At 51.2% G+C, this 17,365-nt stretch carries 14 protein-coding genes and 1 tRNA gene; 6 read left to right on the top strand and 9 right to left on the bottom strand.

Features of this window, described 5'->3' with window-relative positions; translation table 11 throughout:
- The first annotated feature begins 31 nt into the window (after positions 1-31).
- Positions 32-583 (top strand): endonuclease SmrB, encoded by a 552-nt coding sequence (gene smrB / locus GFC06_RS11530; protein ID WP_016157059.1) that lies wholly within the window; start codon positions 32-34, stop codon positions 581-583.
- Positions 584-663: 80 nt separating this feature from the next.
- On the opposite strand, the gene sixA is transcribed toward smrB, so the two are convergent.
- From sixA to GFC06_RS11510, 4 genes are all read right to left on the bottom strand, one after another.
- The gene (sixA, locus tag GFC06_RS11525; protein WP_003028179.1) at positions 664-1,149 is read right to left on the bottom strand and encodes a phosphohistidine phosphatase SixA; all 486 of its coding nucleotides are present in this window, start codon (positions 1,147-1,149) and stop codon (positions 664-666) included.
- Positions 1,150-1,357: 208 nt separating this feature from the next.
- Positions 1,358-3,505, bottom strand: a complete 2,148-nt coding sequence (gene fadJ, locus GFC06_RS11520; RefSeq protein WP_153690174.1) for a fatty acid oxidation complex subunit alpha FadJ — start codon at positions 3,503-3,505, stop codon at positions 1,358-1,360.
- Positions 3,505-4,815 (bottom strand): acetyl-CoA C-acyltransferase FadI, encoded by a 1,311-nt coding sequence (gene fadI, locus GFC06_RS11515; RefSeq protein WP_016153879.1) that lies wholly within the window; start codon positions 4,813-4,815, stop codon positions 3,505-3,507. The genes fadJ and fadI overlap by 1 nt, the downstream gene beginning before the upstream one ends.
- Positions 4,816-4,991: 176 nt before the next feature.
- Positions 4,992-5,276 (bottom strand): YfcZ/YiiS family protein, encoded by a 285-nt coding sequence (locus GFC06_RS11510; protein WP_003834838.1) that lies wholly within the window; start codon positions 5,274-5,276, stop codon positions 4,992-4,994.
- A gap of 371 nt (positions 5,277-5,647) precedes the next feature.
- Here GFC06_RS11510 and fadL point away from each other — a divergent pair, with 371 nt between their 5' ends.
- Positions 5,648-6,928, top strand: a complete 1,281-nt coding sequence (gene fadL / locus GFC06_RS11505) for a long-chain fatty acid transporter FadL (protein ID WP_016157062.1) — start codon at positions 5,648-5,650, stop codon at positions 6,926-6,928.
- Between the two features lie 59 nt (positions 6,929-6,987).
- Here fadL and mlaA read toward each other — a convergent pair whose 3' ends face one another.
- The gene (mlaA, locus tag GFC06_RS11500; protein WP_003028190.1) at positions 6,988-7,743 is read right to left on the bottom strand and encodes a phospholipid-binding lipoprotein MlaA; all 756 of its coding nucleotides are present in this window, start codon (positions 7,741-7,743) and stop codon (positions 6,988-6,990) included.
- Positions 7,744-8,031: 288 nt separating this feature from the next.
- Here mlaA and GFC06_RS11495 point away from each other — a divergent pair, with 288 nt between their 5' ends.
- On the top strand, positions 8,032-8,973 hold the full coding sequence (locus GFC06_RS11495) for a formate/nitrite transporter family protein (protein WP_103766587.1): 942 nt from the start codon (positions 8,032-8,034) through the stop codon (positions 8,971-8,973).
- Between the two features lie 75 nt (positions 8,974-9,048).
- Positions 9,049-9,120: transfer RNA gene (locus GFC06_RS11490), tRNA-Arg, on the top strand.
- A gap of 54 nt (positions 9,121-9,174) precedes the next feature.
- Here GFC06_RS11490 and GFC06_RS11485 read toward each other — a convergent pair.
- Positions 9,175-9,801, bottom strand: a complete 627-nt coding sequence (locus tag GFC06_RS11485) for an ECs1377 family protein (protein WP_053389554.1) — start codon at positions 9,799-9,801, stop codon at positions 9,175-9,177.
- Positions 9,802-10,118: 317 nt separating this feature from the next.
- Between GFC06_RS11485 and GFC06_RS11480 the strand changes: the two genes are divergently transcribed.
- Complete coding sequence (locus GFC06_RS11480) at positions 10,119-11,150, top strand: isoaspartyl peptidase/L-asparaginase family protein (RefSeq protein ID WP_019077319.1); 1,032 nt, start codon at positions 10,119-10,121, stop codon at positions 11,148-11,150.
- 66 nt (positions 11,151-11,216) lie between these two features.
- Here the strand turns inward: GFC06_RS11480 and GFC06_RS11475 are convergent, their stop codons facing one another.
- Entirely contained in the window at positions 11,217-13,115 is a 1,899-nt protein-coding gene (locus GFC06_RS11475) for a methyl-accepting chemotaxis protein (protein ID WP_153690173.1), read from the bottom strand.
- Between the two features lie 374 nt (positions 13,116-13,489).
- On the opposite strand from GFC06_RS11475, the gene GFC06_RS11470 reads away from it, so the two are divergent.
- On the top strand, positions 13,490-14,029 hold the full coding sequence (locus GFC06_RS11470) for a DUF2058 domain-containing protein (RefSeq protein WP_016153886.1): 540 nt from the start codon (positions 13,490-13,492) through the stop codon (positions 14,027-14,029).
- A 104-nt stretch (positions 14,030-14,133) separates the two neighbouring features.
- Here the strand turns inward: GFC06_RS11470 and pgtA are convergent, their stop codons facing one another.
- Positions 14,134-15,381, bottom strand: a complete 1,248-nt coding sequence (gene pgtA / locus GFC06_RS11465) for a two-component system response regulator PgtA (RefSeq protein ID WP_016153887.1) — start codon at positions 15,379-15,381, stop codon at positions 14,134-14,136.
- Positions 15,371-17,365, bottom strand: coding sequence for a two-component system sensor histidine kinase PgtB (gene pgtB, locus GFC06_RS11460; RefSeq protein WP_194831217.1), 1,995 nt, complete (start codon positions 17,363-17,365; stop codon positions 15,371-15,373). The genes pgtA and pgtB overlap by 11 nt, the downstream gene beginning before the upstream one ends.

Raw genomic sequence — 17,365 nt, 5'->3', positions numbered from 1 at the left:
ACTAACGAAAAATAAAAGATGAGACTCTCGAATGAAAAAGAAAACATCGCTCAGCGAGGAGGATCAGACGCTGTTTCGCCAGCTGATGACCGGCACGCGTAAAATTAAACAGGACACCATTGTTCACCGACCGCTACGTAAAAAAATTACCGAGGTTCCGGTTAAAAGGCTGCTGCAGGAACAAGCTGATGCCAGTCACTATTTCTCGGACGAGTTTCAGCCGCTGCTGAATACGGACGGCCCGGTAAGATATCTGCGTGCCGACGTCAGCCATTTCGAACTGAAGAAAATGCGCCGTGGCGATTACTCCCCGGAGCTGTTTCTCGATCTGCACGGGCTGACCCAGCAGCAGGCCAAACAGGAGTTAGGCGCGCTGATTGCCGCCTGTCGTCGTGAGCATGTGTTTTGCGCTTGCGTAATGCATGGTCACGGAAAACATATTCTTAAGCAGCAAACGCCGCTCTGGCTGGCGCAGCATCCGCACGTGATGGCCTTTCATCAAGCGCCAAAAGAGTACGGTGGCGACGCCGCGCTGCTGCTGCTGATTGAAGTGGAAGAGTGGCAACCGCCCGAACTTCCCTGATGCAGAAAAACAGAAAGAGCCGCATTTGCGGCTCTTTGATTTTCCGGATGACGGCTGTGCCTTATCCGATTCCAGGCTTTTTAAATCGCTTTTGCCATTTTTAGGTTACACGGGCTCATCTGCCAGTTAAAAGTACCCTTCCCGCTCTCATCAAGCGTTACGCTGGCAATCGCTGATGTGGTAAACATCGGCGGTGTTTCGCCAGGGCAAAGTTCAGACACCAGATACCCCACTAAAGGTAAGTGAGAGATGACCAGCGCCGTGGCGATACCTTCATTGGCCAGAGCCTGTAAATAGGCGCTGACCAGACCGACATCGCCGCAGGGAGTCAGCTCCGGCAAAACATCCACACCGGTTGGCAGGTTCATACACTCCCCCACCACATCCAGCGTTTGTTCGGCTCGTAGGAACGGGCTCACCAGAACACGTTCGATATCCACTTTTTGACCTTTCAGCCAGTTCGCCATCAGGCGAGATTCGTCACAACCACAGGAGGTTAAAGGACGAACCGAATCACTGGCGGCATCGAGGGCTGCGTCGCCGTGACGCATGATAAAAACTTGCATATTGCACCGCTTTTGTTAACCAGAATCACCGACACCTTTATCCACAGCCCCTATTGACCGTGGTAACGATGTGGTGGCCGGCATTGTGCCTTATCCATTCACCGAATGAAACGCTGTTTTTTACCTCAACGGCGTAAGTATAGTCAATCTCTGTTTACATTTTGAGCGCGACCCATACATTCAGTGCGGATTCATCCTACCTTTGACCTCATGAATTCAGGTCAGTTTCCCCATTACTCCAGAATCTTTCACCGCGTTCCGCCATCTGCAATAACTGCTCACACGGCGTAAACCGCGAGCCGTATTGCGTGGTCAGTCGTTGCAGAGCAGCAACCACTTCACCCGCGCCGAGCGAATCCATATACCGGAACGGGCCGCCGAGGAAGGGCGGAAAACCAATACCAAATACAGCGCCGATATCACCATCACGCGCGCTGCGGATAATCTTCTCATCGAAACAGCGTGCTGCTTCATTGAGCATTAACATGACACACCGCTCAGCGATCTGCGCGGCGGTGAGTCGGCCCTGCCCCTGGACGCCAATAAGCGTATAAATTGCAGGGTCGACCTGTTTTTTGCTTTTACGCCCTTTCGCTCCATAAAGATAGAAACCCCGACCATTTTTTCTACCTTTGCGATCGTCATTCAAAATTGAAGCAACAACATTTGCAGGCGCGCTAAAACGTTCTCCATATGCAGCTTCAAGCACTGGTATAATTTTAGTGCCCGTATCAATTCCGACCTCATCCAAAAGTTGGATTGGCCCGACCGGAAAACCAAACTTAACCAGCGCAGCGTCAATGGCTTCAACCCGCTCGCCTTCGGTCAGCATACGAATAGCTTCGTTAATGTATGGCGCTAAAATGCGGTTAACATAAAATCCGGCCTTATCTCTGACCACTATCGGTGTTTTGCTCTGCTTTTTCGCCAGTTTAACGGTTGTGGCAATTGTCTGCTCAGAAGTCGTGGCATGCGGGATAACCTCGACCAGCGGCATTTTTTCCACCGGGCTAAAGAAGTGCAAACCAATTACTTGTTGAGGCCTGGCAGCGTTCGCCGCAATATCGCCAATCGGCAAAGATGAGGTGTTAGAGGCAAAAATGGTATGAGATGCGCAATTTTGCTCAACTTCTGCCACCATCTGTTGTTTTAACGCCAGATCTTCAAATACGGCTTCAATAACTAGGTCGCGATGAGCGAAGCCACGGTAATCGGTTGATCCCGAAATCAGCGCCAGCTGTTTATCACGCTCGCTGGCTTTGATATGACGGCGGCGAACCTTCGTTTCAAGCTGATCCCAGCTGTACTTCAGCGCGTGGTTGATTCCCTTGGCATTTATATCTTTGATACGCACTGGCAAGCCGCCTTTACAGGCCGTCACATAGGCAATACCGCCCCCCATCAGACCGCCGCCCAAAATGCCTACACTGTTTAGCGGGCCGGGCTTCACATCACTTCCGGGATCCTTTTTCACATCGGTGTTGGCAAAAAAGATGTGCCGCAGCGCCTGAGACTGAGATGTCATCGCCAGTTCGCCAAACGCGCGGGCTTCGGCGTCGTAACCGCTGCTGCTGCCTTGCGCCAGGCCGGTTTCGATGACCTCAAGGATACGTTCTGTTGCAGGGTAGTTGCCCTGCGTTTTTTGCGCCGTCTTTTTACTGGCCATGCGGAACAACAGCGCCCGCCCCAGCGGCCCCGCTAGCACACGCTCTCGCACCGGCAGAGTACGGTGTGCGGGACTGTCCTTTTTGGCCAGTTCTACGGCCGCTTCCAGCAAAATGGTATGCGGTACAACTTCATCCACTAAACCCACTTTCAGCGCCTGTTTTGCGCGTAGTTGTTTTCCGGTGAGGATCATATCCAGCGCGGTACTGACGCCAATCAGACGGGGCAACCGCTGGGTACCGCCAGAGCCAGGCAGCAGACCAAGCTGCACTTCCGGTAAACCCAGTACGGTTTTAGCATCATCGGTACAAATACGATTGTGGCACGCCAGCGCCATCTCCAGGCCACCGCCGAGACAGGCGCCATGAATTGCGGCGATAACGGGGATCGGCAAGGCATTAATTTCCGCCATAATCTGCTGCCCCTGGCGTGCCAGCGTTTCAGCTTCCTGCGCGCTGCGACAGCGACCAATCATGTTGATATCCGCCCCGGCAATGAAGTTATCGGGTTTCGCCGAAATGAACACCACGCCGCGTAATGCTTTGTTATCGCGAATTTGTTTCAGAATGACCCGAACCTGGGAGGCAAATTCCGCCTTCAGGGTATTCATTTTCTCTCCGGGCACATCAATGGTGACAACAGCGACGTTATCCAGACGTACGTTTAGTGTAAAAGCCGATGTCATTTCCATTATTCCGCCTCCAGAACCATTGCCGCACCCAGACCACCTGCAGCACAGGCTGTCACTAAACCAAAACCACCGCCACGGCGTCGTAACTCATGGAGGGTTTGGGTGATCATGCGAGCACCGGTGGCGGCGAAGGGGTGTCCATAGGCAATCGATCCGCCCAGCACATTAAATTTACTGTCATCGACCTCGCCCGTGGCATGCGCCCTGCCCAGCACTTCGCGGGCAAAACGTTCGCTACCCAGCAGTTGAAGATTCGCCAGCGTTTGTGCGGCAAATGCTTCATGCATATCGATCAGGGTTAAATCAGCCATGGTCAGACCCGCTCTCTCCAGGGCAAGCGGCGTTGACCACGCCGGCCCCAACAGCATGTCCTGCCAGACATCGATGGCGGTAAAGGCAAAACTACGCAGGTATCCCAGCGGCACCAGCCCCAACTCTTTCGCACGCGATTCCGTCATCATAATCACGGCGGCTGCGCCGTCGGTTAGCGGGGTACTGTTCGCCGCGGTAACGGTGCCGTGCTTTCGGTCAAAGGCCGGACGCAGTTTGGCGTAATCGGCCAGCGTAGAGTTACCGCGAATATTGTTATCTTCTGAAAAAGGATCTTTGAAAGGTGGCGCGTAGGTGGTCATCACCTCATCTGCCAGTTTTCCTTCAGACCACGCCTGAGCGGCGCGCTGATGAGAACGGTGCGCCAGGGCATCCTGTTGCTCTCGCGTAATCCCATAAGTTTTGGCCATTTGCTCGGCCGTATCCCCCATGCGTAAACCGGTGGAATACTCGGCGACGGCTGGCGGTACGGGCATCAGGTCACGTAAGCGCAGTCGGGAGAAAAGTTTAAGACGCTGACCGGTGGTCCGGGCCTTATTGACATCCACCAGCACCCGCGCCAACTTTTTGCTAACGCCAATAGGCAGAACTGACGAGGAGTCCGCACCGCCGGCAATTCCTGCGCGAATAGTCCCCGCCATCAGGCTTTCCGCGACATTCGCCACCGCCTGGAAACTGGTGGCGCAGGCTCGGCTTACGCTGTAGGCATCGGTGTGCACATTCATCCCGGTTCCCAGCACGATTTCACGAGCAATATTTGGGGCTTCGGGCATTTGCACCACCTGGCCAAAGACCAGTTGCTCAATCACATCAGCAGAAATTTCGCTGCGCGCCAGCAGCTCGCCAACGACCATTTTCCCCAAATCTACGGCGGGAATGCCATGAAACGCGGTTGCCTGGCGGGCAAATGGCGTACGCAATCCGCTTACGATGGCGATGCGATCGCCCTGGCGGGTAACCAGCGGTAAAGCCTGACTCATAACACTCCCCTGTAAAAAATAAAAATAAGTGGTCTGACCTGATCACAGTCTTAACCAATTTTTTACATTTAGCCAAGCAGGGAGAAAAGAAAGTGGGAGCTATGACACAGTGAATAATCACTGACAGTGACGAAAAAGCCCTTGCTACCGGGTAACAAGGGCTTTTAAAGAAGGGATTAACGCAGGCCCAGCTGGAAGATCAGCGTTTCAGCTTCACAGGCAAAAACAAAGTCGATATCCAGACGCACACCTTCAGACTCTTCAGTAAAGGTCGAGGTGATTTGGCAAGGCTCAGATTCCACGCCACGCGCCTTCTCAGTCAGAGCGGCCAGCGTTTCTTCTGCCTCTGCACGATTCGCGAACACACGGCTGTATGACGCGGTGCAATCGGAGTTGTCCATGATGGTGCCAACATCCATACAGCAGCAAACCGGGGTTTCATCAGCACTGCATTTACTCATTGTAGATTTCCTCTGTATTCGCACCTGTGGTGCCAGATAAACGATGGGGATATTTTACGCTCCCATTATTCGCCTCTCCAGTCGTTAATTGTATGAAATGGGATAAGTGACCGAAATCACACTTAAAAATGATCTAAAACAAAAATCACCCAAACAGGTGAGTGTGCATACCCGCAATTTTGCCAGCTGGATCGCGTTTCCGAGATCAGAATTGAAAATATTTATAAACATACTTGCAACATTTCAGCTGGTCAGACCTATACTCTCGGCACTGGTCTGATTTCTAAGTTGTACCTCAGACCCTACACTTCGCGCTCCTGTTACGGTATGTAACATTGTTTGTATAAAAATAAATCAATGAGGTTATGGTCATGAGCCAGAAAACCCTGTTTACAAAGTCTGCTCTCGCAGTCGCAGTGGCAATTATCTCCACACAGGCCTGGTCTGCAGGCTTTCAGTTAAACGAATTTTCTTCCTCTGGCCTTGGCCGGGCATATTCGGGTGAAGGCGCTATTGCAGATGATGCAGGTAACGCCAGTCGTAACCCGGCGCTGATTATGATGTTTGACCGCCCTACTTTTTCAGCGGGTGCGGTGTATATCGATCCAGACGTGAATATTTCCGGTAAATCGCCATACACCGGTCGCAGCACCGATGCGGACAACATCGCGCCTACGGCGTGGGTTCCCAATGCTCACTTCGTGATGCCGATCAACGAACAGTTTGGTTGGGGGGCTTCTGTCACGTCAAACTATGGCCTGGCAACCGAATTTAACGATAACTACATCGTCGGCGAATACGGCGGGAAGACCGATCTTAAAACGGTCAACCTGAACCTGAGCGGTGCCTACCGTCTGAATGATAGCTGGAGCTTTGGCGTTGGTTTTAATGCCGTCTATGCCGATGCAAAAATTGAGCGTTATTCCGGTGAACAAACTGCTGCATTGCCAAAAGTCAGCCAGAAAATTGCCAGCCTGAAAGGTGACGAATGGGGTTACGGCTGGAACGCTGGTATTTTGTACGAGCTGGATAAAAATAACCGCTACGGTTTAACGTATCGTTCTGAAGTCAAAATCGACTTCGATGGCGATTACAAGAGCGGCATCCGCACCCAGGCCAACGCGTTACCTGGCGCAGGCACGGCGTTCCCTTGGGGAACCACCAACGCCACTGTCCCAGGTTCTCTGACGCTTAACCTACCGGAAATGTGGGAACTGTCGGGTTACAACCGCGTTGCACCACAGTGGGCTATTCACTACAGCATGGCTTACACCAGTTGGAGTCAGTTCCAGGAACTGAAAGCAACCGGCACCAACGGGCAGACGCTGTTCTATAAAGAAGAAGGGTTCAAAGATTCTTACCGCATCGCGCTGGGTACGACTTATTACATGGATAAAAGCTGGACCTTCCGTACCGGTATCGCCTATGACGATAGCCCGGTTCCTGCGAGCAAGCGTTCCATCTCCATTCCGGACCAGGACCGTCTGTGGCTGAGTGCGGGTACCACTTACGCCTTCAATGATGACGCGTCCATTGACGTAGGCGTTTCTTATATGCACGGCCAGAAAGTGACCGTCAAAGAAGGCCCGTATACTTTCGATTCTGAAGGTAAAGCCTGGCTGTTCGGTACCAACTTCAACTACGCATTCTGATTTTCTTCAGATATAAAAAAGGTGAGCTTTTTAGCTCACCTTTTTATTTTCATCCTTCCTTACTCGGAATCGATCTCTTTTAAATCGTCCTGAATATCTTTCGCGTTCGGGTTTTCTTCTGGTTTGAGTTTCCCACCGTTCGCAATAAAGTCATGACGCTGGAAGTAAGCTTCTCGCACCATGATGTAAGGGTCGGAAGACTGACGCAGCAGACCGTCGGAATCAAGCAGTTGCGCGCGGGTTTCAATCCCTTCAACCGTCCATTTACCTATCGACAACGGCCAGGTCAGCCAGGACAGTACCGGATACAGCGTATCCACCATGTCGCCGCCATCATCACGCAGCGTGAAGCTGCCGTAGAATGGAAGCTGCATATACGGTCCGTAACCAACGTCATAGTGGCCTAACGTACTACCAAAACGGTGTGGTTCAACGCGCTGTAACTTCGGATTAGCCATACCCGCCACGTCGATAAATCCGCCCATACCTAACAGGGTGTTCAGGAAGAAACGGGTGAAGTGCACCATCCCCTGATAGGGGTCGCCTTGCAGGAAGTAGTTGACCATAACGGCCGGCTCTTCAAGGTTGCCGGTAAAATTGCTCAAACCGTTACGCGCCGGCTGCGGGACATAATCACGCCAGGCAACTGCCACCGGTCGAACAACGTATGGATCTAAAACATTAAAGTTGAAGTTGTACATGGTGCGGTTGAACCCTTCAAATGGGTCCGAACGCCCCTGCTGTTCAGTACCAGAGCTCGCACACCCCACCAAAAGTGTGGTTCCCAGCGCAAGCGCCGACAGGCGAAGCTTCATAAGTGTCTCCCTGTGTATTATGGCTATCGCTGATTGCCATCCATGACGGAACGATGACGTATCCGCCTGTTTAGATGTGAGCGATTGTAACAGCACGTCAAATGATGTCTATATACCCTGTGTTACTGATTTGATCATAGCCTGGTAATGCGCACTCCGCGGCGGCTCTATTCTAGCTACCCCAATAAAAACTAACGTTACCATTTTTGCTATCTCAGACTTTCTCCCGCTGATTTTCGGACAAAAGCCGCTACGCTTTAGCAATACGTGCTAATTCAGGATTCGGCTATGAATGACATTGAGAACGAAAAGATTGATCGGCACAGCGACGAACTCCAGGTCGACAGTGACGAAAAGCTAGAGGGTAAAAAGATTGAGGTCGATGAGGATAGACTCCCCTCCCGCGCCATGGCGATCCATGAACATATCCGCCAGGATGGGGAGAAAGAAATGGAGCGCGACGCGATGGCGCTACTGTGGTCAGCCATCGCTGCGGGACTCTCGATGGGCGCCTCGCTACTGGCTAAAGGAATTTTTCATGTGCAACTGGAAGGTGTGCCTGGAGGATTTTTGCTGGAGAACCTCGGTTATACCTTCGGCTTTATAATTGTCATTATGGCCCGCCAGCAACTGTTTACCGAAAATACCGTCACCGCCGTCCTGCCGGTAATGCAAAACCCTACGCTCGGCAATTTTGGCCTGCTGATGCGCCTGTGGAGCGTGGTTCTGCTGGGTAATATTATTGGCACCGGGGTTGCCGCATGGGCGTTTGAGCATATGCCGATTTTTGATGAAGAAACCCGCGATGCTTTTGTCAAAATCGGCATGGATGTGATGAAAAACACGCCAACGGAGATGTTTTCCAACGCCATCATTTCTGGCTGGTTAATTGCCACAATGGTATGGATGTTTCCCGCCGCCGGGGCAGCAAAAATTGTGGTCATTATTCTGATGACCTGGCTGATTGCGCTGGGCGATACCACGCACATCGTCGTCGGCTCGGTGGAAATTCTCTACTTGGTCTTTAATGGTACGCTGCACTGGAGTGATTTCTTCTGGCCCTTTGCTCTCCCTACGCTCGCCGGGAATATCTGTGGCGGGACGTTTATCTTCGCGCTGATGAGCCACGCGCAGATCCGCAATGATATGAGCAATAAACGCAAAGAAGAAGCCAGGTTGCAAGCCAGGCGGAATGAGCAAAAGCAGAAAAACCAGAAAAAACAGGCTTGAATGGTGACGGTTTGAGCAGTTGGGCGGCCTGAGGCTTACCGTTGTGAGTAAAAAACGCTATACTCGTGCCGCTTCGTCCCCTTAGTTAAATGGATATAACGAGCCCCTCCTAAGGGCTAGTTGCAGGTTCGATTCCTGCAGGGGACACTTTTAATTAAATGCATCCGGCTAAAATCCTTTCATTTACCTGTCAGTTCATCCCTAAGCCAGGCGATAAAACGGTACATTCCTCACCGTTGCAGTAAGATTATCGGACACCATTGTCTGCTCTGTAGCTATCCGCATCCCTGATTTTCTCAGCCTCAGTACGTCAGCAGCAATACGTTGGCTGCCAAACCAGAAAAGCCCGTCCAAAGCAGTGACATCAAGGCCTGATTCCAGTGCCAGCTTCAGACGCTCACGCGGTGCTTTTACCGTTTTAGCAATTTGCTGATATGGCGCTTCGCTTGAACCTGCACGATTAATGCGTCGAATACGATGCGACAGGCGGTACTGAAATTCATCCGGTATCCCGCCGAGACTCGCTTTCAGGCTGTAAACACAACCAAAGCGTTTGCCGTTAAAGATTACGTTTTTCTGACTAAGCTGTAGCTCTTCACGAACGCTGGCAATCAGTTGCGGGGTACGGAGTAATAACAAACGGAAAGGCAGCTCAAAGCTGGTCACATAGTCCACATTCAATAAAGCAATACGCAGACGCTCTTCCGGACCCGCCTTCATTTCCCGACATTCAGCAATAACATCAGCCCACTGGCCAGCCAGACGGGAACTTTCAGTCGCCTCAGTAAAGCTGTATTTTTCAGTCTGATAATCAATACGTTCGGTCACTCGGAATTCCCTTCTGGCCACATCTCGGTATTGGTTGCTCACTTTACCAGCGACAGACTGCAACCGGAAGCCTGCGAGTATGGTCAGTGGAATGATAGAAACTTCTGCGGAAACGCTTCATTTTTTGATAAATCAATCATTAAAAATATATTTTGACTAAAATCAATTAACTAAAATTATGATTATTGAAGTATAGCCATGATTAATCTTTAGCCAGTTTGTCAGGAATAAGTTCTCCATAAACAGGCTGATTAATACCGGTAATGAGAAACATTATCGGAAATGATTCATCACTCAGAAAAAAGGAATTTATTCATATGATCAGAATCAAGACCAGTATCGCTACTTTGACCCTTTGTACCTTACTGACAGCTCCCGCATGGGGAGACGCGCAATCGCCGATAAGGCTGGTGATCCATGGTGGTGCCGGTACCATTACAAAAGATACCATCACACCAGAACAGGAAAAGCAGTATACAGAAAAACTCACTGAAGCTCTGAATGCAGGTTATGCGGTTCTGAATAAAGGCGGTAGCAGCCTGGAAGCCGTTCAGAAAGCGATTAATGTGATGGAAGATTCTCCTCTCTTCAATGCAGGTAAAGGTGCCGTGTTTACCCACGATGGCCGCAATGAACTGGATGCGTCCATTATGGATGGGAAAACCCGAAAAGCCGGTGCTGTTGCCGGTGTAACCACGGTTAAAAACCCAATTAATGCGGCGTATGCCGTTATGACTCAAAGCCCGCACGTCCTCATGGTCTCGACAGGCGCGGATACCTTTGCAAAAGAACAGGGACTCGCAACCGTTGATCCTGCTTATTTCAAAACAGATTTTCGCTGGCAGCAATTACAGAATGCAATCAAAAAAGAAAAAGTGCTCCTTGATCACGATGGAAAGAGCGCTGCCCTGTTCGCTGATCCAATGATGTATGACTATAAATATGGCACTGTCGGCGCTGTTGCTCTGGATAAAGACGGTAATCTCGCTGCCGGAACGTCTACAGGCGGAATGACCAACAAACGTTACGGACGTGTGGGGGATTCACCTATCATTGGCGCAGGAAATTATGCCGACAATGAAACCGTGGCGGTATCCGCAACCGGCTCAGGAGAAATGTTTATCCGCACGCTGACCGCGTATAACATTGCAGCCCAGGTGAAATACCGCAATACCCCTTTAAAAGACGCAGCGCAGAATGCTCTGGATGAAGTTAAGGCGCTGAATGGCAGCGGTGGAGTAATTGTGCTTGATAAAGCCGGTAATTACACCATGTCCTTCAACTCTGAAGGTATGTACCGGGGAACCATAGGCGATGACGGAAAACCCGTTGTAGCAATTTATCGTTAATACTATTTCCCCGCCAGGGGATGAACCGACCCGGTATGTTGTCCGGGTCGGTTAAACGGCGTCAGGTCAGACAACAAAACGATTGACCAGATCCTTCATGGTGACAGACAGATTGTCCAGGCGCTGGCTGTCGCTCGCGGCCTGAGAAACCAACGCCGCGTTTTGCTGCGTGACCTGCTCCATAGGTCGCAGTGCCAGGTTAATCTGAGTTACCCCTTGCGATTGTTCCGTCGCTACACGAGCGATATCCGCAATATATTGCTTCATGCTGGTGGTATTGTCCGCCGCGGCTTCTAGCGCGGTAGCGGACGCCGTAACCCGCTCAACACCCTCACTAATTTTTACCATATTCTGCGCGACCAGCTCGCGGATCTGATTAGCTTCTTTGGCACAACGCTGCGAAAGATTCCGCACTTCACTGGCGACAACCGCAAACCCCCTGCCCATCTCTCCTGCCCGTGCAGCTTCCACTGCCGCATTCAGCGCCAGCAAGTTAGTCTGAAACGAAATATCGTCTATCGAGGTCACAATATTCGAGATTTTCTCACTGGAAGAGCGAATATCCCCCATGCTTTGATTTGCCGCACTGGCGACGTTACTGGCCTGGCGGACCTCTTTTTCCAGCCTTATTGTCAGATGCTCCGCTTCGCGGGCATTGTCCGCCGTTTGCGTAATCGTCGTGGAGAGCTGTTCCATACTGGCCACCGCTTGTACTATTGATGCTGCCTGTTCATCCGTGCGTTGGGCAAGGTCCTGATTACCCGCCGTAATACTGCTGCTGGCATCAGATAAAACCACGGAGCCTTGTTTAATCTCCTGGACGATATGCTGAATACTTTCCAGCATCGTGTTATAGGCGCGATTAAGTGAGGAAAGCTCATCTTTCCCCGGGGTCGCCAGTCGTTGAGTCAGATCGCCGTTCATACCCGCAATCTTGCGGAGCGTGTCACTAAATTGACGATGCATATTGATAGCGATTGCCCCTGCGAACGCCAATGATGCCAGGAGCGATAACAAGCTGACAATCATATATATTTGCCAGTTTTTTCGTGCATCCTGCGCGAGTTTTTCCGCATTCGCTAACAGAAGATTCGCCGTCACATCTTCTATCTGCCGCATCACTTCAATACGCTGGGTTTGAACCTTGAACCAGACAGTAGGATCGACATCAAATCCACCGTTCGCGGCATGACTAAACGCGGTTTCGCGAAATGAGAGGGCTTTTGACGCTTCTGTGGACTGTAAGCGGCTTTCCAGCATGGCCGCCTGTTCCGGAGGGCTCAGACGCAACGATTGTGCCAGCCAGACGTTCTGTTTACTGACGACATCACTGAGTTGATGTAACTGCCCCTCGGCGAAATGACCGGAGGAAAAGATATTTGACAGCAGCGCGCGTTCAATACCTGCTTGTTCTTTCAAATTCAGCAAGTTGTAGTAGGCGGCGAATGCGTTCGCCATCTCGCCTGAATCCGTCAACTGTCCCAACCTGCCCACAAAACTCAGCACATCAGCAATGACATTAGTATAAAACTTAACGACATCGGAGGCCGGAAGCCCCAATCGCGTGACGTTTTCCCGGATGGTGGCAAGCGACAGAATGTTTTTCTTAAACGTGGTGACAGAATTGGCGGCATCCCCTTCTGGCAATGCAGTATCGGACAGTGAACGCACAAAGACCTCGATCTCGCGATCGGTTAAAGCCCGCTGCGCGGTTAACTCATCTTTGAACGTCTTCCCTTCTGCCCCCAGAAATCCGACGCTCATTCCCCGTTCTTTTTGCAGCTCATGCACCACATTTCCGGCACTACGCGCGAGCGCTGTCAGTTGAGCAATATTTTCCATCTGCCGTTCTGTCTCAATGCGCGTCAATATTCCTGAACCAGCAAACCAACATAACGCCAATAATAGTGGTTGTAGCGCGATTATTAACTTCATTTTCATCGGCATTCGATAAACCCACCACATGCCACTTCCCTCCATTGTCCATATTTTCATTATGGTTATCGGCGCAATGAGGCTGCACTTTAAATTTGATCAAGAGACAACTGATTGTTTTTTAGATTAAATACCTGCCAAAATAACTCTATTTGATTATGACAATCAGGATAAATCACTGGAATATTTGTATTTATGATATCTATTCTCAAGTTAGTTAAATCATTCAGCATATTATTTCTTATTAAAAAACGGGTTAACTATCAACACGATTCGGAAAAGGAGTAAGACACAGAACGGTGACGCCTACTGGAGATAACCGTCGTGGCACGGCCATTTTCTGGCATCCCGCCGAACGTTAAGGTTATAATCCTGACAACGATTTTATTGGATTAGAAGCGACGATGACAAAACTTACCCTACAAGAACAGATGCTTAAGGCAGGTCTGGTCAGCAGCAAAAAAATGGCCAAAGTGCAAAGAACGGCGAAGAAATCGCGCGTTCAGGCTCGCGAAGCCAGAGAAGCGGTTGAAGAGAATAAAAAAGCGCAAATTGAGCGCGACAAGCAGCTCAGCGAACAGCAGAAACAGGCCGCGCTGTCTAAAGAATATAAAGCCCAGATCAAGCAACTGATTGAAATGAATAAAATCACCATTACCCGTGGCGATATTGGTTACAACTTTACTGATAATAACCTGATCAAAAAAGTCTATGTTGATAAGGTGACTCAGTCTCAGCTGATCAAGGGCCGTCTGGCCATTGCCCGACTGACGGCTGAAAGCGGCAACGATAGCGAATACGCCATTATCCCGGCGGTCGTCGCCGACAAGATTGCGCAGCGCGATGCAAGTTATATTGTTTTAAATTGCGAGCTGAGCCAGGAAGCGAAGGACGAAGACGATCCGTATGCTGATTTTGTCATCCCTGATGATTTGATGTGGTAAGAAAAACAACCAGATAATCACCCGGACTTCCGTTGCCTATTTCGGTGAACGCCAACGCCGCCACCGAAATACTCTCGGCGTCCCTTCGCCCCCAATTCTGTCGACTAAAACTTATAGTGTTCTTTGCTCAGCCCGTATTTTCTCATGCGTAAATACAATTTTTTACGCGGGATTTGTAAATACTCCGCCACTTCGTTAATGCGCCCCTGATGAATATTTAGCGCTTCAGTAATGATCTGTCGCTCGTACTCTTCAACCCGCCGATCGAGCGGTGTTGGTTCAGGCAGATGCAGTTGCGGATTCGCGGTTTCAGCCAGCGGGAGTAGCCCAACGGCAAAAAGCTCGGCGGCATTCGCCAGTTCCCGGACATTACTTAACCACACGCGACGCCGCATGCCTTTCAGTAACTCCCCTTCAACCTCGGGCACGGGATGGTTCAGGCGCAGACAGGCTTTCTGCAGGTAATGACGAAACAGCGGCTCAATATCATCCGGACGCTGTGACAGCGGCTGACAACCGATTTGCGTCATCGCAAAACAGTAGTAGAGTTCGGCCACAATCTGGTTGGTTGCCGCCAGTTCCACTAACGATGTGTCACCAATGCCTATCAGACGAAACGGACGCCGCTCCTGGCTTTGCAGATGCACCAGATGGTGCTGCTGTTCACGCGTCAGGCATTCAATATGGCTCAGGACCAGCGTTCCTCCTTGCGCCTGTGCAATAAGGTCATTGAGTAGTCCCGCGTTCCCGGGCGTCAGTTCACCGCGGATAAACGGCCCATCAGCGCTGCGCCCAAGCTGATGCAAATACCGGGCTCCGGTCATACGTCCCGTTCCCGGCTCGCCATAAAACCAGACGGCAATATCCGTTTCCGCCAGGTGTTGCAGACGTTGACGATACTGATTGACCCAGTCACTGTAGCCGAGCAGTTCAACCTGAAGCTTTTGCTGGCAATAATGGCGACGGGCAATCACGGATTGTCTCTGACGCAGCGCATCCTCTACCAGCGACAGCAGTTTGCCGGGGTCGACCGGTTTTTGCAGAAAGTCCCATGCGCCTTTCTTTACTGCCTCCACCGCCATCGGGACATCGCCATGCCCGGTGATAAGCAGAATAGGGAGCTGATTATCATCCTGATGAAACAACGTCATCAGGTCTATTCCATTGCAGCCAGGCATACACACATCGCTCAGAACAATCCCCGGCCAGTCGGCTTGCAGCCAGTTTCGGGCATCAAAAGGGTTATTGCATGCATAGACACGGTACCCCTCTTGTTCAAGCAACAGAGTGTAAGCGTCGAGAACATCGGCATCATCATCAATCAGCAGAACAGAATAGTCATCACACAACATCGTTTACATCCGTCAGATTAAATTGCATAACGACGCAGGCATTACGCCCCGGTGTCGACGCCAGGCGCAGTTCGCCGTTCATTTGCCCCATTAACGATACACAAATCGATAAGCCAATACCGAGCCCCACATCCTTACTGGTGGTAAACGGCTTTAACAGTGATGGCAATAACGCCTCAGGCCAGCCGAGGCCGTTATCGCAGACAAAGACGCACAATCGGCTGCCCTCAGCCTGCCAGTGAACCTCTATTTGCGCGCCAGTCGGACTGGCATCCAGCGCATTTGCCAGTACGTTTACCAGCACCTGCTGAATACGCACTTCATCACCTGTCACCCATACACTCTGGGCTGGAAGCGTCAGCGTACCCTGCTGAGGCTTATGCCGCATGGCCAACAGTTCCCAGGCGGCGCTGAATGTTTGTCGCAGATCGACCGGATGCAAAGGCGCGCCCGGCTCGGCCCGACGTGCAAACTGACGCAGCGAACGGATAATGGCATCAATACGGGTAATCAGCCCCTCCGCTTTGGTTAACGTACTTCTGGCCTGAGCGGATTGTCCTTGTTCAATTGCCCTTCCCGCCGTAAACAGGTACATCGACAGCGCATTCAGCGGTTGGTTAATCTCGTGCGCCAGCGTGGTCATGGTCTGTCCAACCACTGCCAGTTTTGCCGTCTGGATCAGTTCATCCTGCGTTGCCCGGAGATCGGACTCTATCTCCTTGCGCTCTGTCACTTCCTGCTCCAGCTGATTTTTTTGCGCACTCAACTGGCCCAGAGTATGGCGCAGCAATCCTGCGATGCGCCCGAGCTCATCGCGCCCATAAACCGGGATGGTGGCATCCGTTTTGCCAAGACCAATTTGCACCACGGCCTGGTTGAGTGCGGTAAAACGCTTCACCAGACGCGAACGAATAAAGTAATGGTTGAGCCCCCAGGCGAGAAGTAGCGCCAGCAGCGTCGCCAGCAGAATAAGTCCACCGCTGACGCGAACAATTTGTTCCAGCCGCTGGTTAAACATCTGCATTTGCTGATGGCTACTCCCCAACTGCGCCTCAAGCAGTGTTCGAAAGCGCCCGAGCGTTGCCTCTCTGGCATGGTTAGCATCAACGAGCGCTTTTTGCGCGGCGACATAATCGCGCATGGTATCGGGCATTTTATTTTTCATCATCCCGATTTCCAGTAACTCATCAATGGTTTGCCGCAGGGTGATAGTACTGGGCCAGTCATCGAGGGTACGGATATTTTCATCCGCCGTTTTCTTCAGGTTCTCCAGATAGCGGATATGATTCTCCACCAGCATCCCGTCGTCGCTACCCGACTTCAGTTCATTGAGCCTGTCGCGTAAATCATCCACGATCTGATTTTCAATTCTTGCCAGGGTGTAGACCTGCTGCTGCTCGTTTTGTACCTCTCTGGCACGTTTGAGATACTGCGCTGCATCGCCGTTTTTGGCCTCAATTTGATCCAGCAACGTCCCCTGCTGCCAGGTAAAATCCTGCACCAGCGAATTCAGCTCGGTTGTAAAATCATCATGTAGCCAGTCGATGCGCGCGGAGAGTTCACTCACCTTTTCGCGCACGAGGAACATGTTGTAGAGCACCCGGTCCAGCTCCGCCATCAGCGCCCGACTGTCTTGCAAAATCACCGCCAACTGCTGCTGTTCTGCCGATTGTAATCCCCGGCTCAGCACCTCAATTTTGTCCAGATGAGAAATAATTTGATTGCGCAGTTGCAGCCTCACCGTGGTGTTAGGGGCCAACAGGAATTCATTAAGCTGATCCACAACCAGGTTGAGATTTCCTTCTATCAAAAAAGCGGAATGTACGCGCGGGAAGTAATCATCAAGTGAATAACGTATCTGCGAGCTCTGCTCATGCCAGGAGTACAAACTGACGCAGCTTACGCTCAACGTCAGTAATGCGCCCGTCAGAAACGCTCCCCGCAGGCTGCTGCTGATGCTGAGCTGGCGCAGGCGTTGCAGTAT

This window comes from Citrobacter braakii (genome assembly GCF_009648935.1).
In the GTDB taxonomy this organism is placed as follows: Bacteria; Pseudomonadota; Gammaproteobacteria; order Enterobacterales; family Enterobacteriaceae; genus Citrobacter; species Citrobacter braakii.
This window is presented reverse-complemented; position numbering and strand designations above follow the sequence as displayed.

Bases quoted from the DNA above. Each gene is read 5' to 3' on its own strand.
- GFC06_RS11495 (WP_103766587.1), top strand. From the start codon at position 8,032: ATGAATGACATTGAGAACGAAAAGATTGATCGGCACAGCGACGAACTC.
- smrB (WP_016157059.1), top strand. From the start codon at position 32: ATGAAAAAGAAAACATCGCTCAGCGAGGAGGATCAGACGCTGTTTCGC.
- sixA (WP_003028179.1), bottom strand. From the start codon at position 1,149: ATGCAAGTTTTTATCATGCGTCACGGCGACGCAGCCCTCGATGCCGCC.
- GFC06_RS11510 (WP_003834838.1), bottom strand. From the start codon at position 5,276: ATGAGTAAATGCAGTGCTGATGAAACCCCGGTTTGCTGCTGTATGGAT.
- fadJ (WP_153690174.1), bottom strand. From the start codon at position 3,505: ATGGAAATGACATCGGCTTTTACACTAAACGTACGTCTGGATAACGTC.
- GFC06_RS11475 (WP_153690173.1), bottom strand. From the start codon at position 13,115: ATGTGGTGGGTTTATCGAATGCCGATGAAAATGAAGTTAATAATCGCG.
- mlaA (WP_003028190.1), bottom strand. From the start codon at position 7,743: ATGAAGCTTCGCCTGTCGGCGCTTGCGCTGGGAACCACACTTTTGGTG.
- fadI (WP_016153879.1), bottom strand. From the start codon at position 4,815: ATGAGTCAGGCTTTACCGCTGGTTACCCGCCAGGGCGATCGCATCGCC.
- pgtA (WP_016153887.1), bottom strand. From the start codon at position 15,381: ATGTTGTGTGATGACTATTCTGTTCTGCTGATTGATGATGATGCCGAT.
- GFC06_RS11470 (WP_016153886.1), top strand. From the start codon at position 13,490: ATGACAAAACTTACCCTACAAGAACAGATGCTTAAGGCAGGTCTGGTC.
- fadL (WP_016157062.1), top strand. From the start codon at position 5,648: ATGAGCCAGAAAACCCTGTTTACAAAGTCTGCTCTCGCAGTCGCAGTG.
- GFC06_RS11480 (WP_019077319.1), top strand. From the start codon at position 10,119: ATGATCAGAATCAAGACCAGTATCGCTACTTTGACCCTTTGTACCTTA.